This window comes from Rhodococcus sp. BP-241 (assembly GCF_019836145.1).
GTDB lineage: Bacteria > Actinomycetota > Actinomycetes > Mycobacteriales > Mycobacteriaceae > Rhodococcoides.
On the sequence record NZ_JABUEI010000001.1, the window covers coordinates 366255 to 381080 of the forward strand.

General features: G+C 69.4%; 16 protein-coding genes. 8 read left to right on the forward strand and 8 right to left on the reverse strand.

Translation table 11 applies throughout. The annotated features are described in order from the left end of the window. Positions 1–846, forward strand: coding sequence for an ABC transporter permease (locus tag HQ308_RS01655; protein ID WP_056444823.1), 846 nt, complete (start codon positions 1–3; stop codon positions 844–846). A 4-nt stretch (positions 847–850) separates the two neighbouring features. Here the strand turns inward: HQ308_RS01655 and HQ308_RS01660 are convergent, their stop codons facing one another. Both HQ308_RS01660 and HQ308_RS01665 read right to left on the reverse strand, forming a co-directional pair. Further along, entirely contained in the window at positions 851–2110 is a 1260-nt protein-coding gene (locus HQ308_RS01660; protein WP_027505191.1) for a class I SAM-dependent RNA methyltransferase, read from the reverse strand. After that, positions 2107–4119, reverse strand: a complete 2013-nt coding sequence (locus HQ308_RS01665) for an APC family permease (protein ID WP_027505190.1) — start codon at positions 4117–4119, stop codon at positions 2107–2109. Before HQ308_RS01665 ends, HQ308_RS01660 begins: the two co-directional genes overlap by 4 nt. A 123-nt stretch (positions 4120–4242) precedes the next feature. On the opposite strand from HQ308_RS01665, the gene HQ308_RS01670 reads away from it, so the two are divergent. Both HQ308_RS01670 and HQ308_RS01675 read left to right on the forward strand, forming a co-directional pair. Continuing rightward, entirely contained in the window at positions 4243–4905 is a 663-nt protein-coding gene (locus HQ308_RS01670; RefSeq protein ID WP_222645284.1) for a TrkA family potassium uptake protein, read from the forward strand. Positions 4906–4964: 59 nt separating this feature from the next. Next, positions 4965–5630: a TrkA family potassium uptake protein gene (locus tag HQ308_RS01675; RefSeq protein WP_027505188.1), complete on the forward strand. Its 666-nt coding sequence runs from the start codon at positions 4965–4967 to the stop codon at positions 5628–5630. A gap of 23 nt (positions 5631–5653) precedes the next feature. Here HQ308_RS01675 and HQ308_RS01680 read toward each other — a convergent pair whose 3' ends face one another. Together HQ308_RS01680 and HQ308_RS01685 are read right to left on the reverse strand one after the other, a co-directional pair. After that, on the reverse strand, positions 5654–6343 hold the full coding sequence (locus HQ308_RS01680; RefSeq protein ID WP_051613201.1) for a DUF3159 domain-containing protein: 690 nt from the start codon (positions 6341–6343) through the stop codon (positions 5654–5656). A gap of 37 nt (positions 6344–6380) precedes the next feature. Further along, a complete protein-coding gene (locus HQ308_RS01685; protein WP_222645285.1) occupies positions 6381–6758 on the reverse strand; it encodes an OB-fold nucleic acid binding domain-containing protein in 378 nt (125 codons plus the stop codon). Between the two features lie 139 nt (positions 6759–6897). Between HQ308_RS01685 and HQ308_RS01690 the strand changes: the two genes are divergently transcribed. After that, the gene (locus tag HQ308_RS01690; protein WP_261775620.1) at positions 6898–7602 is read left to right on the forward strand and encodes an alpha/beta fold hydrolase; all 705 of its coding nucleotides are present in this window, start codon (positions 6898–6900) and stop codon (positions 7600–7602) included. A 52-nt stretch (positions 7603–7654) separates the two neighbouring features. On the opposite strand, the gene HQ308_RS01695 is transcribed toward HQ308_RS01690, so the two are convergent. Beyond that, positions 7655–8512 (reverse strand): DUF3710 domain-containing protein, encoded by an 858-nt coding sequence (locus tag HQ308_RS01695; protein ID WP_222645286.1) that lies wholly within the window; start codon positions 8510–8512, stop codon positions 7655–7657. A 2-nt stretch (positions 8513–8514) separates the two neighbouring features. After that, entirely contained in the window at positions 8515–8982 is a 468-nt protein-coding gene (gene dut / locus HQ308_RS01700) for a dUTP diphosphatase (protein WP_222645437.1), read from the reverse strand. A 141-nt stretch (positions 8983–9123) separates the two neighbouring features. Here dut and HQ308_RS01705 point away from each other — a divergent pair, with 141 nt between their 5' ends. Then, positions 9124–9669 carry a DUF3093 domain-containing protein gene (locus HQ308_RS01705; RefSeq protein ID WP_268788562.1) on the forward strand — a complete coding sequence of 182 codons (546 nt, stop codon included), beginning with the start codon at positions 9124–9126 and terminating at the stop codon, positions 9667–9669. Between the two features lie 15 nt (positions 9670–9684). Here HQ308_RS01705 and HQ308_RS01710 read toward each other — a convergent pair whose 3' ends face one another. After that, positions 9685–9987, reverse strand: a complete 303-nt coding sequence (locus tag HQ308_RS01710) for a DUF4193 domain-containing protein (RefSeq protein ID WP_027505182.1) — start codon at positions 9985–9987, stop codon at positions 9685–9687. 628 nt (positions 9988–10615) lie between these two features. Here HQ308_RS01710 and cei point away from each other — a divergent pair. Further along, on the forward strand, positions 10616–11296 hold the full coding sequence (cei, locus tag HQ308_RS01715; protein WP_027505181.1) for an envelope integrity protein Cei: 681 nt from the start codon (positions 10616–10618) through the stop codon (positions 11294–11296). Positions 11297–11302: 6 nt separating this feature from the next. On the opposite strand, the gene HQ308_RS01720 is transcribed toward cei, so the two are convergent. After that, positions 11303–12214, reverse strand: a complete 912-nt coding sequence (locus HQ308_RS01720; protein ID WP_222645288.1) for an inositol monophosphatase family protein — start codon at positions 12212–12214, stop codon at positions 11303–11305. Positions 12215–12360: 146 nt separating this feature from the next. Between HQ308_RS01720 and ppgK the strand changes: the two genes are divergently transcribed. Both ppgK and HQ308_RS01730 read left to right on the forward strand, forming a co-directional pair. Then, positions 12361–13173 carry a polyphosphate--glucose phosphotransferase gene (ppgK, locus tag HQ308_RS01725; RefSeq protein WP_222645289.1) on the forward strand — a complete coding sequence of 271 codons (813 nt, stop codon included), beginning with the start codon at positions 12361–12363 and terminating at the stop codon, positions 13171–13173. Between the two features lie 247 nt (positions 13174–13420). Then, on the forward strand, positions 13421–14818 hold the full coding sequence (locus HQ308_RS01730; RefSeq protein ID WP_222645290.1) for an RNA polymerase sigma factor: 1398 nt from the start codon (positions 13421–13423) through the stop codon (positions 14816–14818). The last annotated feature ends 8 nt before the right edge of the window (positions 14819–14826 follow it).

Here is a 14826-nt window from a genome sequence, read left to right on the forward strand (position 1 = left end):
ATGACCACCACCAACTCCCCCACCGCCGCGACGGGCACCGCGCAGCCGACCATCGCCGAGTTGCTCCGCGACTCCGGTCCCCGTCCCGATCGACCGTCGTCGATGTCGGCGGCGCTCTCGTTCGGGTGGCGAGCACTGCTGAAGATCAAGCACGTCCCCGAGCAGCTGTTCGACGTGACCATGTTCCCGGTCATGTTCACGCTGATGTTCACGTTCCTGTTCGGCGGCGCGTTGGCGGGCTCGACCAGTGCCTACATCCAGTTCCTGCTGCCGGGCATCCTGGTGCAGACCGTCGTCATGATCACGATGTACACGGGTCTGACCTTGAACAAGGACATCGAGAAGGGCGTCTTCGATCGGTTCCGGTCGCTGCCCATCTGGCGGCCGGCGCCGTTGGTCGGCGCCCTGCTCGGAGACGTGGTCCGCTACACCCTCGCCTCGACGATCGTGCTCGTGCTGGGTCTCGCGCTGGGCTTCCGGCCGGCGGGCGGCGTGCTCGGCGTGCTGGCGTCGGTGGCGTTGCTGCTGGCGTTCTCGTTCTGCGTCTCGTGGGTGTGGACGATGTTCGCGCTGATGCTGCGCAGCGAGACCGCGGTGATGAGCGTGTCCATGCTCGTGCTGTTCCCGCTGACCTTCGCCAGCAACATCTTCGTCGACCCGACGACGATGCCCGGGTGGCTGCAGGCGTTCGTGTCGGTCAATCCGGTGTCGCATCTGGTGACGACGCTGCGCGGCTTCGCCGACGGTGTGCTCGAGACGGACGCGCTGATGTGGACCGGCATCTGGTCCGTCGGACTGCTGGCGGTGTTCGGACCGATCACGATGCGCCTGTACAACGCCAAGTGACGCGTCAGTCCCGGACGAACGATCCGATGCACTCGACGTGGCTGGTCATCGGGAAGGCGTCGAACGCACGGAGATTCTCCAGGCGGTAGCCGTGCGAGAGGTAGAGCCCCGCGTCCCGTGCGAAGGACGCGGGGTCGCACCCGATGTGCACCACACGATCCGGGTGCGCACCGGCGACCGCCGCGATCACCTGTCTGCCGGCGCCGGATCGTGGCGGGTCGAGGACGACGACGGACGGCTGTGGCGGCAGGGATCCGATCGCGCGCTCGACGGGCGCTGCCTGCATCGACAGCTGCGGCAGGTCCGTCACCGCCGCACGCCCGTCCACCACCGCCCGGTGGGAGAACTCGACCGCTGCGACGGTGCCGCCCGGTCCGACCGCCTCGGCGACGACGGACGCGAAGGTGCCCGCACCGGCGTAGAGGTCCCAGGCCGTGTCACCGGGCCGAGCACCGGACCACTCCCGGACCACCTCGGCGTACTGCGTGGCAGCCGCCCGGTGAGCCTGCCAGAACCCCCACGAGTCCACGGTCCACTCGCGCGACCCGACGCGCTCGACGGCCCGACCCGAGCCCGCGCGCACCCGGTGCGCGCGGTCACCGGACTTCGCGGCGCGGCGCGAGGAGGCGCCGCGGCGACCGGTGTCGGCGCGCACGCGACGGTCGACGGCAGGAGCGATCTCCACGACGTGACGGGTCCCGTCGGAGTCCACGGCCACCGCGAGATCGGCGCCCGGCGTCCACGACCGGGCGGCCAGCCCGTCGTACATCCCCGGAACCGCTTGCGGGCAGGCCAGATCCGTCACGATGTCGGCGCTGCGGAGCCGGTGGAAACCGGGCCGTCCCTCGTCGTCCACACCCAACCGGATGCGCGTCCGCCAGCCGGTCTGATCACCGAGCGACTCCACCTCGACGGTGCGCTCGATGCCCCCGACGCGGCTCAACTGCTCGGCGACCACGGCCGCCTTGATCTGGCGTCCGGCCTCGGCGGTCGCGTGGGAGAAGTCGCAGCATCCCGACCCACCGGGGCCGGAGATGGGACACAGCGGCGCGATGCGGTCGGGCGAGGCCTCCAGGATCTCGACGGCGTCCGCGCGGCAGAAGGACTTGCCGGTGTCCTCGGTGACCCGCGCCGTCACCAGCTCGCCGGGAAGGCTGTGCCGGACGAACATGACGCGTCCCTCGTGCCGTGCGACGCAGAAGCCGCCGTGTCCCGGCTTGCCCACGCGGACCTCGACGACCGCGCCGAGCCACGAGTCGGTCATCGTTCGGATCGCCGTTCGGCCGAGGTGGGCTCGTAACCACGACGGGACGAGCCCGGTGCGTTCTCGAGGCTCTCGCGCTTCGCCCGCTCGGACGAGTTGAGCTGCCAGGGCACGCTGGTGACCATGACGCCGGGCTGGAAGAGCAGGCGACTCTTCAGTCGCAACGCACTCTGGTTGTGCAGCACCTGCTCCCACCAGTGACCCACCACGTACTCGGGGATGAACACGGTGACGACGTCGCGCGGTGAGTCCCGCTTGACCCGGCGCACGTAGTCGAGCACGGGCTTGGTGATCTCGCGGTAGGGCGACTCGACCACCTTGAGCGGGACGCTGAGGTCGCTCTTCTCCCACTCGCGCACCAGGGTGCGCGTGTCCGCCTCGTCGACGTTGACCGTGATCGCCTCGAGGGTGTCCGGCCTGGTCGCACGGGCGTAGGCGAGGGCGCGCAGCGTCGGGCTGTGCAGCTTGGACACGAGCACGATGGAGTGCGTGCGGCTGGGCAGCACACCGTCCCACTCGACGTCGGCGAGCTCGGTGGCCACCGAGTCGTAGTGCTTGCGGATCAGCTTCATCAGTCCGAAGATCGCGAGCATCGCGATGATCGCGATCCAGGCGCCCGCGAGGAACTTGGTCAGCAGGACGATCACCAGGACGGCGCCCGTCATGGCCAGGCCGATGCCGTTGACGACACGCGAGCGCATCATCGACCGGCGCTGCGCGGGGTCGGTCTCGGTACGCAGCAACCGCGTCCAGTGCCGCACCATGCCGGTCTGACTGAGCGTGAACGAGACGAACACTCCGACGATGTAGAGCTGGATCAGCTTGGTCACCTCGGCGCCGAACATGACGACGAAGAAGATGGCGGCGGCCGACAGGAACAGGATGCCGTTGCTGAACGCCAGCCGGTCGCCGCGGGTGTGGAACTGGCGGGGCAGGAAGCGGTCCTGGGCCAGGATCGACCCGAGTACGGGGAACCCGTTGAAGGCGGTGTTGGCGGCCAGCACCAGGATCAGCGCCGTCACGATGGTGATGAAGTAAAAGCCGGGCGTGAAGTGCCGGAAGACGGCCTCGGCCAGCTGCGCGATGAGCGTCTTCTGCTGGTAGTTCTCGGGAGCCCCGACGAGCTGGGTCGCGGGGTCCGCCGCGTACTTCACACCGATCTTCTCCGCCAGCAGGATGATGCCGAGCAGCAACGTGATGCCGATCGAGCCGAGCAGCAGGAGCGTCGTGGCGGCGTTGCGCGACTTCGGCTTGCGGAAGGCGGGCACGCCGTTGGAGATGGCCTCGACACCCGTCAGCGCCGCACACCCGGAGGAGAACGCGCGCGCCAGCAGGAACGCGAACGCGATGCCGTAGAGGTGACTGTCCTCCGCCTGCAGCTCGAAGTTCGACGACTCGGCCGACACGTCGTCGCCGAGGACGTACACCTGCACCAGGCCCCACACGAGCATGACGACCATGCCCACCATGAAGGCGTAGGTGGGGATCGCGAACGCGGTACCGGACTCGCGGACGCCGCGCAGGTTGATCGAGGTGATGAGCACGATGGCGGCGACCGCGAACAGCACCTTGTGCTCCGCGACGAACGGCAGGGCCGATCCGATGTTGGAGGCAGCGGCCGAGATGGACACGGCGACCGTGAGCACGTAGTCGACGAGGAGGGCACTGCCGACGGTCAGGCCCGCGGTCGGTCCCAGGTTGGTGGTGGCCACCTCGTAGTCGCCACCGCCGGACGGGTAGGCGTGCACGTTCTGGCGGTAGCTCGCCACGACCACCGCCATGACGACGGCGACGGCGAGACCGATCCAGATGGAGAACGAGTACGCCGAGATCCCGGCGACCGACAGCACCAGAAAGATCTCTTCGGGCGCGTAGGCGACGGACGACATGGCATCGGACGCGAACACCGGGAGGGCGATGCGTTTGGGCAGGAGCGTGTGTCCGAGCGTGTCGCTACGGAACGGCCTACCCAGCAGCAGCCTCTTGGTGGCCGTCGAAAGCTTGGACACATCGCAGAGCGTAGGCCGTACCGGGCTCGACCGTGGGGCAGGGTGACCGATAGCGTTGCGCGAAGTCCCTCCCGGCAGCAATCACCTGGGCACCGTCCTCTCGACTCCCGAACGGAGCGTCTGTTGTACGTAGTCGTCATGGGGTGTGGCCGCGTCGGCTCCGCCCTCGCGGGTGCACTCACCCGCATCGGCCACGAGGTCGCGGTCATCGACCGCGATCCCACCGCGTTCCACCGGCTCGGTCCCAACTTCACCGGACGTCAGGTGATCGGCATGGGGTTCGACCGGGACGTGCTCGTCGAGGCGGGCATCGAGAAGGCCGACGCACTGGCCGCGGTGTCCTCGGGCGACAACTCCAACATCATCTCCGCGCGTGTCGCCCGCGAGACGTTCGGTGTCGAGCGCGTCGTCGCGCGCATCTACGACGCCAAGCGCGCCGCGGTGTACGAACGCCTCGGCATCCCCACGGTGGCCACGGTGCCGTGGACGACGGATCGATTCCTGCACACGCTGATCCACGACAACGAGCTCACCAAGTGGCGCGATCCGTCGGGCAGCGTCGCGGTGGCCCGCCTCGACATCGGCGAGGGATGGGTGGGCAAGGGCGTGACCGCGCTCGAGAGTGCGACCAAGTCCCGAGTGGCCTTCATCATCCGCTTCGGTGCCGGACTCCTGCCCGACTGCAAGACGGTGATCCAGGCCGACGACGAGGTGTGGATCGCGGCGGTCGACGGCATGGTCGCCGAGGCCGTGGCGCTCGCGAGCAACCCTCCGCCCGAGGACTGACGGCTCCTGCCTCACCTCGTGTCCGTCCCCGCACCAGACCTGTCACCGAAGGATCCGTCATGAGAGTCGCCATCGCCGGAGCGGGAGCCGTGGGCCGTTCGATCGCCCGCGAGCTCCTCAGGTCCGACCATCACGTCCTGCTGATCGAACGCAAGGCCGACCACGTCGACCCGGCATCGGTCGAGGCGGCCGAGTGGATCCACGCGGACGCCTGCGAGCTGGCCACCCTCGAGGGCGCCGGCATCGAGTCGTACGACGTGGTCATCGCCGCCACGGGCGACGACAAGGCCAACCTGGTCCTGAGCCTGCTGGCGAAGACCGAGTTCGGCGTCGACCGAGTGGTCGCCCGCGTCAACGACCCGCGCAACGAGTGGCTCTTCGACGCGTCGTGGGGAGTCGACGTCGCCGTGTCGACACCGCGCATGCTGGCCTCGCTCGTCGAGGAGGCGGTCTCGGTGGGAGATCTGGTGCGCCTGATGACGTTGCGCCAGGGCAAGGCGAACCTCGTGGAGATCACGTTGCCGGCGAACACACCGCTGGCGGGCAAGCCGGTGCGCCGCATCACGCTTCCTCGCGACGTCGCGCTGGTCACCATCCTGCGCGGTGGCCGCGTCATCGTCCCGGAGAAGGACGACCCGCTCGAGGGCGGCGACGAACTGCTGTTCGTCACCACCGTCGACGTCGAGGACGAACTCCGCGAGGTGCTGGGACTCTCCCAGCGTTGACGGACAGGACCGACCGACAGCCGTCAGGGCTCGATGCGGTCCGCGTCCACGACCTCGGTGGTCTCGCTCTCCCGGTGCGTCGCTGCGGCCACGACAGCGTCGGCCCGTCGCACGGCCCAGAACGTGACGGCGAACGCGACCGCCGCGAGCGGCCAGCCCATCGCGATGCGGGCGACCGCGAGCCACCCGGTCTGGTCGGAGTCGTAGAGCTGCGATTGCACGACGTACCGCGCGACGAACACGAGAACCCAGGCGAACGTCGCGATGTCGTACGCGCGGACGGCGGCCCGATGCTCGCGCCAGGCCTTGCCGGTGCCGTTGAGGTAGCCCCACACGATGCCGACGAGCGGCCGACGAGCGAGGATCGAGACGAGGAACACCCCGCCGTACGCGAGCGAGGTGTAGATCCCGAACAGGAAGTAGCCCTTGGCGTCTCCGGTGCGGTAGGCGATGAACGCGCACACCGCCACGCCGAAGAATCCCGACACGGCCGGCTGGATCGGATCCCGCTTCACGAGGCGCCATACCAGGATCGCCACGGCCAGACCGAGGGCGGCCCAGATGGCCGCGGTGAGACCGGCGAGGGAATTGACCGGAACGAAGACCAGCACGGGCAGGGTGGAGAACACCAGTCCGCTGACCCCACCGAGCTGGGACAGGATCGTCTCGGGAGGCGCGTCCTCGGTGGGCTGACTGTTCGGTGACTCGCTCATGCAGTTCAGGGTGCCAGAAGATGCGGCTCCCGAAGAACTAGTCCTCGGTGCGCAGCTCGTAGTACGGGTTGTAGATGACCCTGCGGCCCTCGCGCTCCCCCACGCGACCACGGACCAGCAACTGCGTGCCGGACTCGATGCCGGCGATCTTGCGTCGGCCGATCCAGATCAGTGAGATGGTGTCGGTGCCGTCGAAGAACTCGGCCTCGACGATGGCGTTGGCGGCCTTGCTGCACGTCTCGACGCTGCGGAGCCGTCCGACCATGGTGACCTCGTCACCGCGAGTGCAATCGCATGCTCGTTGGGCGCCGGACGCCTTCGACGTCGACTCCAACTCCTCGGCATCGAGTTGATCGATGTCCTCGGTCAACTTCCGGGCCATGCGGCGGAAGTATCCTGCGGCAGCGGGTGCCATGAGTGCTCCTGGAGCGGTTCGCGCGGGCCTTCCGCGGCGGATGTTCTGCTTCTGTCAGCGCCACTGTAGACCTTTCCGAGCACGCCTCACCACACCCGGCCGGTCGGGTCGGTGAACGCCACGAGAAGATGCGGACACCATGGAGACAACCACCGTCGTACTGCTGCCCGGCACCGGCTCCGACGCGTCGTTCGTCGAGGGGGCCTTCGGTGATGTCGTGGCGGATCTCGGCTGGTCGCTGCGGGTGATCGAGCCCGAACCCGCCGACGTCGTCGGGGGCTACGTGCGGGCGCTCGACCACGTACGAGGCGCCGTTCGAGGGGACCTGATCGTGGGCGGTGTCTCACTCGGCGCGGCGGTCGCGGCGCGGTGGGCGCTCGACCGTCGGGGCGCCGCGCAGGGCGCCGTCCTCGCGATGCCGGCGTGGACCGGATCTCCGGGCGACTCCCCCGCTGCGGTCGGTGCCGCCGCGACGGCGGCGACGCTGCGGGCCCACGGCCTCGATGCGTCGGTGGCGGCGATGGCGCAGTCGAGTCCGCGGTGGCTCGCCGAGGCGCTGACGCGGTCGTGGCGAGCACAGTGGCCGCTGCTGCCGACGGCGCTGGACGACGCCGCCCGGTACGTGGCACCCACCCTCGACGACCTGCGATCCCTCGCGGTGCCGGTCGGCGTGGTGGCAGCGATCGACGACCCGGTGCATCCGCTCGGTGTCGCGCAGGACTGGTGCGCGGCTCTTCCCACGGCGCACCTCGACACCTTCGCGCTCGACGTCCTCGCCGCGTCCCCGGGCGAGCTCGGCAGGCTGGGCGTCACCGCGTTCCGGCGTGCGACGGGCGGGTCCTAGTCGAGCTGCTGCATCGCCGAGAACTCAGTCGAGCTGCTGTATCGCCGAGAACTCAGTCGAGCTGCTGCATCGCCGAACCGGAGGGCCCGCGCCGACGTTGCGCCTCGGCAGCGGCGTCCGCGTCGGGGGCCTGCTGCTGAGGTACCTGCTGCTGGGGCACCTGCTGCTGGGGTACCTGCTGCTGGGGCACCTGCTGCTGCACCGCCGCCTGTGCCTGCGCCTGTGCGGCCGCCATCTGCTGTTGCTGCGCGGCCGCGAGTTGCTGAGCGAGTGCCGGCGGCAGACTGATGGGCAACGGCGTCCGCACCGGGTGCGGATCCGAGCCGCGATCGACCACGGTCGCCGCCACGACGGCACGCGCCTGCTCGACCAGCGGCGATCCGGCCTCGACACTGCCTGCCGGTCCGCTCGCCACGCCGCGGATCATCCAGCGGTACCCGTCGACGCCGATGAAACGCAGATCCCCGCCGGCCGCGGAGCCCACCACCTCACGGCCCCACGGGCCGGTCTCGGTGGCCACCCGCGCGTTGTCGCGGCGCAGCGTGTCGGCCAACTCGGCGGCGACGTCACGCCACTGACCGGGCGACTTCGGAGCGGCGAAGGCCGCCACGGTGATGCGCCCGTTCGGAGTGACGATGTGGACGGCCTGGGGTGCGCCGGCCTGCGTCATCTCGACCTGCAGCTGTCCGCCGGCCGGAAGCATCAACAGCACGGATCCCAGATCGAGCCGTCCCTCCGCGATGCTCTCGCGGTCGCCGTCCAGGTCGTCGATCGACCACGGCCCGGTGGTGTCGTCCGCCGTACCGTCCACCTCGTCGACCTCGTCCACTTCCTCGACCTCGACGTCCTGCGCGGAGTCGAGATCGGTGGCGTCGACGTCGTCGCGCCCCTTCTTCTTGCGTCCGAACATGCTCAGTTCTCCTTCTCGCTGGCGGTGACGGCATCGAGAACCGCGTGTCCGCCGCTGGAGCCGTAGCCGCCGACACCCCGGGTGGTGTCGTCCAGCTCGGCCACCTCGACGAAGTCGGGCAGTTCGACCCGCTGCACCAGCAGCTGGGCGATGCGGTCCCCGCGCCGCAGTTCGATGGGGGTGCGTGAATCGTGGTTGATGAGGCAGACCCTGATCTCGCCGCGATAACCGGCATCGACCGTTCCCGGCGTGTTGACCACCGACAATCCCGCTCGCGCGGCGAGGCCGGACCGGGGGTGGATCAGGCCGACGGTGCCGACCGGCAGCGCCACGGCGATGCCCGTACCGACCATGGCACGCTCACCGGGTTCGATGACGACGTCGACGGTGGAACACAGGTCCACGCCCGCGTCACCGGCGTGTGCACGGACGGGCAGCGGGATGTCCGGATCGAGTCGTCTGACGGCCACCGTCTCGACGGCCTGTGCCGATCCCTGGTCTCCGCGGGTCGTGCGTGTCGCCGTCTCGGCCGTCAGATCGCTCACATCGGTCGAGATTACTCGCCGATGCACCGTCGACCTCCCGCCCGTCCGAGCCTCTACTCTGGAGAGGTGTCCGACGCAGCTTCGAGAGAGACCTCAGCAGATCACGCCACCCGGACGTCCGGGACGGCACACGACGGCGGGGGTGAGACGGTCGTCTACAGCGAACGGCTCCGCGTACCCGTCTGGTACTGGGTGGCCGCGATCGGCGTCGCGGCGATCCTGTCGGCCGAGGTGCACATGGGATCACCCGGCGTGATGGCCTGGCTGCCGTACGTGGTGCTGGTGCCGTTCGCGATCTGGGTGGTCACGTACCTGGGCCGGATGCGCGTCGAGGTGACGGAGCAGAACGGCGAGCGCATGCTGCACGCCGGCAAGGCTCGGCTCCCCGCATCGGTGATCGATCGGGTGGCGGTGGTGCCGGGGACGGCGAAGAGTGCCGCCCTCGGACGCCAGCTCGACCCCTCCGCCTTCGTTCAGCATCGTTCGTGGGTCAAGCCGATGGTGTTGGTCGTCCTCGACGACGAGAACGACCCGACACCGTACTGGTTGGTGAGCACCCGGAACCCGGATGCAGTGGCTGCGGCTCTGACTCCGCAGCCACCGACCTCCTGACGGAGGTCTCCTCGGTCAGGCCGCGCAGTCGCGGCAGACCAGAACGCCGCCGTTGTCGGACGACAGCCGCGAGCGGTGATGCACCAGGAAGCAGCTCGAGCACGTGAACTCGTCGGCCTGCTTCGGAACGACACGCACGGACAGTTCCTCACCGGACAGGTCTGCGCCCGGCAGTTCGAAGGACTCCGCGGTGTCCGTCTCGTCGATGTCGACGACGGCGGACTGCGCCTCGTTGCGGCGTGCCTTCAGTTCTTCGAGGGAGTCCTCCGACACGTCGTCGGACTCGGTACGGCGTGGTGCGTCGTAATCGGTGGCCATGTTGTTCCCCTTACCTTCCTGCTGAGACCGGGTGTGCCCGGTCTCCTTCGATCGCCTTCATGGGGGATGTTCAAGACGTCGACCGCTTCTTGTTCGACGAACTCGTCCTCTGTCGGACTCACACCCTCGGATCCCGATGCAGGTCGTTCGTGTTCCTCGTCTGCTGTTCGTGGCAGAACATCGATCCGGTCGGACTTCTTCCCGACTTCCGCCGGGAGGATCTCCGTCCTTCTCGCTCACCTATTCGCAGCCGTCGTCCTGACGGATGACGGCCGGCGTGCAGGTGAGCCGACTGTGCCCGAATCCCCGTGACGGGAAACATTCTCTTGCTGCGGGCGTGCAGGCCCGAGGAGCCCGACCGGCCGTGAGTTCGATCCGCCGGGCCGCCAGACAATAGCCGACGACGAGCCGGTGTGGAAAACACCCTGCCCAGCGCGGTGTGTCGTGGCGCGAACGGCTCCCGCAGGAACCGCATCTCCCCTGTTCACCCCGCCCAACGCCGTCGACCGTGCAGACGTTCCCACCCGCCGTGCGTCGCGCGTCACATGCCGGCGCGGCCCACTACAGTGAGCGAGTCACCGCCCGTGACACGACAGCGCGACACGTATCAGCAGAAGGGCACGCTCCCGTGGTCTCACTCATCACTCACGGCTCCTCGACCGACGACAAGGGGCGGCCGTACGCGCGGCGTCGGGCCTTCCCGATCCTCGTGGTGCTCGTCGTGCTCGCCCTCGCCGGTGCGGCCGTGTGGGTGAACATCCTGACCACGACCGAGACCGGCACGGACGCCGTCGCCTGCAACGCCCCCCAGCCGGCCTCCGATCCCGCCGCCCCCGCGGCCGCCGAGCCCGGCAGCGTCGTGGACGCCTCGGTGGTCACGGACACCCAGCCCGCCCCGTTGTCCGCCACCCGCGTGCGCGTGTTCAACGCGAACGGACAGGGCGGCCAGGCCGCCGAGATCGCCGCCGATCTCAGCGATTTCGGCTTCGCCAGCGCACCGGACGTGCAGGTGGGCAACGACCCGGTCTACGTCGACCAGAACATGCAGTGCATAGCTCAGATCCGGTTCGGCGCGGCCGGCGTGGCCGCCGCGGGCACCGTCGCACTGGTCGCGCCATGCGCCGAGTTCGTTCAGGACACCCGCGAGGACGACACCGTGGATCTCGCTCTGGGCACCAACTTCCGTGCGCTGGAACCGAACACCGACGGTGAGGAGGTCATCCGCTCGCTCGCGGACGTCGCTCCGGGCGCCGCGGCACCGAACCTCGACGTCGATCTGCTCGCCGCCGCGCATCGCGTCAACTGCTGACGCGGGTCAGGCCTTGGCGATGGCGGCGACGCCACCGAGACGGTCGAGTAAGGACAGGAACCCGTCCGCCACACCTTCCGCCACGGCGATCGTCACCTCGCCGTCGTCGCTGCGGGAGTGCGGCGACGGAGTGATCACCCGCGCACCCGCCTCCGCCGCGACCAGAGCGCCCGCCGCCCAGTCCCACGGGCTGAGCCCGTGCTCGAAGTGGGCGTCGACGCGCCCCGCCGCCACCATGCACAGATCCAGTGCCGCCGAGCCGATGCGACGAACGTCCCTCACCTCGGGGAGCAGAGCCGCGATCAGCGCGCCCTGACGGCGGCGGCGCGCCGCGTCGTAACCGAATCCCGTGGCCACCAACGTGAGTGCCACGTCGTCGATGTCGTTGACTCGCAGGCGCACCCAGTCTCCGCCCGCGTCCGAGCACCACGCGCCGCCGCCGAGCGACGCCGCGTACGTGCGATCCCCCACCACGTCCTCCACGGCGCCCGCCACCGACGCACCGTCGATCTGCGCGGCCACGGAGACCGAGTAGGCCGGGATGCCGTAGAGGAAGTTCACGGTGCCGTCGATCGGATCGAGGACCCACCGGACACCGGACGGGGCGATGTCCTCCCCGCCGCCCTCCTCGCCCAGTACCGCGTCGTCGGGACGCAGCCGGCTCAACAGGTCCCGGATGACGTGTTCGGTCTCGGTGTCGACCACCGTCACCGGATCGGTGGGCGTCGACTTCGACCGGACGGCGTCCACCGCCGCACCGCCCGCGCCGAACACCTCCGGCCGACGCCGACGTACGTGGCGTCCCGCCTCACGTGCGACGTCGACGGCGATGCGGCGCAACATCTCCGGGTCGAGCGTGCCCGTCGAGTCGTCCTGCGGCAGATCGTCATGAGGAGTCACCCGGTAATCCGAACACATCGGGCGGCGGAACGGTACGGCGCGCCACCCGCCGCGGTGCCGCGCGACCGGGAACGCCGTCAGCAACTAGGGTGACGTGCGCGCACCAGATCTCGCACGAACGCGCCGGTCGCCGACGCGTGCGTACGCCACCAGGAGGTTCTGTCATGACGAACGACCACACCGAACCCGGCCCGGTCTCCATCGCCGGGAAGACGGGCTCGCACCCCGAGGGCCGAGGCTTCGGTGTCGACGTCGGTGGCAGTGGCGTCAAGGGTGGCGTGGTCGATCTCGCCACCGGCGAACTGATCGGCGAGCGCTACAAGATCGAGACCCCGCAACCGTCGACTCCCACGGCCGTGGCCGAGACGGTCGCGGCCATCGTCGACCACTTCGAGTGGACCGGGGACGTGGGCATCACCCTCCCCTGCGTCGTCACCGGTGGCGTGGCGCGAACCGCCGCGAACGTCGACAAGGGCTGGATCGGGACCGACGCCGGCGCGCTGTTCCGCGACCATCTCGGGGGTCGTTCGGTGACCGTGCTCAACGACGCCGACGCCGCGGGCATCGCGGAGGACAAGTTCGGCGGCGGCAAGGACTCCAAGGGTGTGGTCATCCTGCTGACCTTCGGCACCGGCATCGGATCCGCGATCCTGCAGAACGGCGTCCTCCTGCCCAACACGGAGCTCGGGCACATGGAGGTGGACGGCAAGGAGGCCGAGCACCGCGCCGCGTCGTCGGTCAAGGACGACGACGGACTGTCGTACAAGGCGTGGGCCAAAGAGGTCTCGCGCGTGCTCGAGCGCATCGAGGATCTGTTCTGGCCGGACCTCTTCATCGCCGGCGGCGGCATCAGCCGCAAAGCCGAGAAGTGGATCCCCCTGCTCACCAACCGCACCCCGGTGCAACCCGCGACGCTGCGCAACGCCGCCGGAATCGTCGGCGCGGCCCTCGCCGCACAGTCCGGTGTGGCGCCCTGATTCTCGCCGAGGGCAGACACGCGCCCCTCTGACCTGCGCCGCGTCGGCTCGCCGATGCGCGATGTGACTCACACCCCACTGCCGGTGAGCCGGGAACCTCGGCGTCCTCCCGCGCGTTGGTGCTGTGCACTCGCGGCGGTCGTTACAATGGTCCACGCCCCGGTTTCACGCCGGGAAATCCACAGACCTCTCCGCCGGATCATCACTCTGGCGTGACGCCGCACGACACCGTCACGAAAGGGCGTACGTGGCAGCCATCGATATTCGTCAGACCGCGGACACCGCGCCGGCAGTCGACAGCACTCCGGCCGTCGACACCGCGTCGGCCGACGGCACCGCACCCGGCGCCGTCGGAACCGCACCCGGCGCCGTCGGAACCGCACCCGCGAAGGCCCCGGCCAAGAAGGCGGCCCCGCGCAAGGCAGCAGCCAAGAAGGCCGCGCCGCGCAAGGCCGCAGCGAAGAAGACCGCAGCGAAGAAGGCGACGTCTCCTGCGACCGGCGACGACGCCGACGAGCCCACCGCGGACATCGAGGACATCGACGTTCCCGAGGGCGAGCTCGCAGCCGAGTCGGACGTCGTCGAGGTCGTCGCCGTCGGCGACGAGGTCGAGGACGACGCGACCACCGAACCCACGCCGGAGGACAAGGCGTCGGGCGACTTCGTGTGGGACGAGGAGGAGTCCGAGGCGCTGCGACAGGCCCGCAAGGACGCCGAACTCACCGCCTCCGCCGACTCCGTCCGCGCCTACCTCAAGCAGATCGGCAAGGTCGCCCTCCTCAACGCCGAGGAGGAGGTCGAGCTCGCCAAGCGCATCGAGGCCGGTCTCTACGCCGTCCAGCTCATGGCCGAGTCCGCCGAGAAGGGCGAGAAGCTCCCCGTGGCCCAGCGCCGCGACATGACCTGGATCTGCCGCGACGGCAACCGGGCGAAGAACCACCTGCTCGAGGCCAACCTGCGCCTCGTGGTCTCGCTGGCCAAGCGCTACACGGGCCGCGGCATGGCGTTCCTGGACCTCATCCAGGAGGGCAACCTCGGTCTGATCCGCGCGGTGGAGAAGTTCGACTACACCAAGGGCTACAAGTTCTCGACGTACGCGACGTGGTGGATCCGTCAGGCCATCACCCGCGCCATGGCGGACCAGGCCCGCACCATTCGTATCCCGGTGCACATGGTCGAGGTCATCAACAAGCTCGGACGCATCCAGCGTGAGCTCCTGCAGGACCTGGGTCGTGAGCCCACTCCCGAGGAGCTCGCCAAGGAGATGGACATCACGCCCGAGAAGGTGCTGGAGATCCAGCAGTACGCTCGCGAGCCGATCTCCCTCGACCAGACCATCGGCGACGAGGGCGACAGCCAGCTCGGCGACTTCATCGAGGACTCCGAGGCCGTCGTCGCCGTCGACGCGGTGTCGTTCACCCTCCTGCAGGACCAGCTCCAGTCGGTTCTCGAGACCCTCTCCGAGCGCGAGGCGGGTGTCGTGCGACTGCGTTTCGGCCTCACCGACGGCCAGCCGCGCACGCTCGACGAGATCGGCCAGGTCTACGGGGTCACGCGTGAGCGCATCCGACAGATCGAGTCGAAGACCATGTCGAAGCTGCGGCACCCGAGCCGGTCGCAGGTGCTGCGCGACTACCTCGACTGACAGTTCCG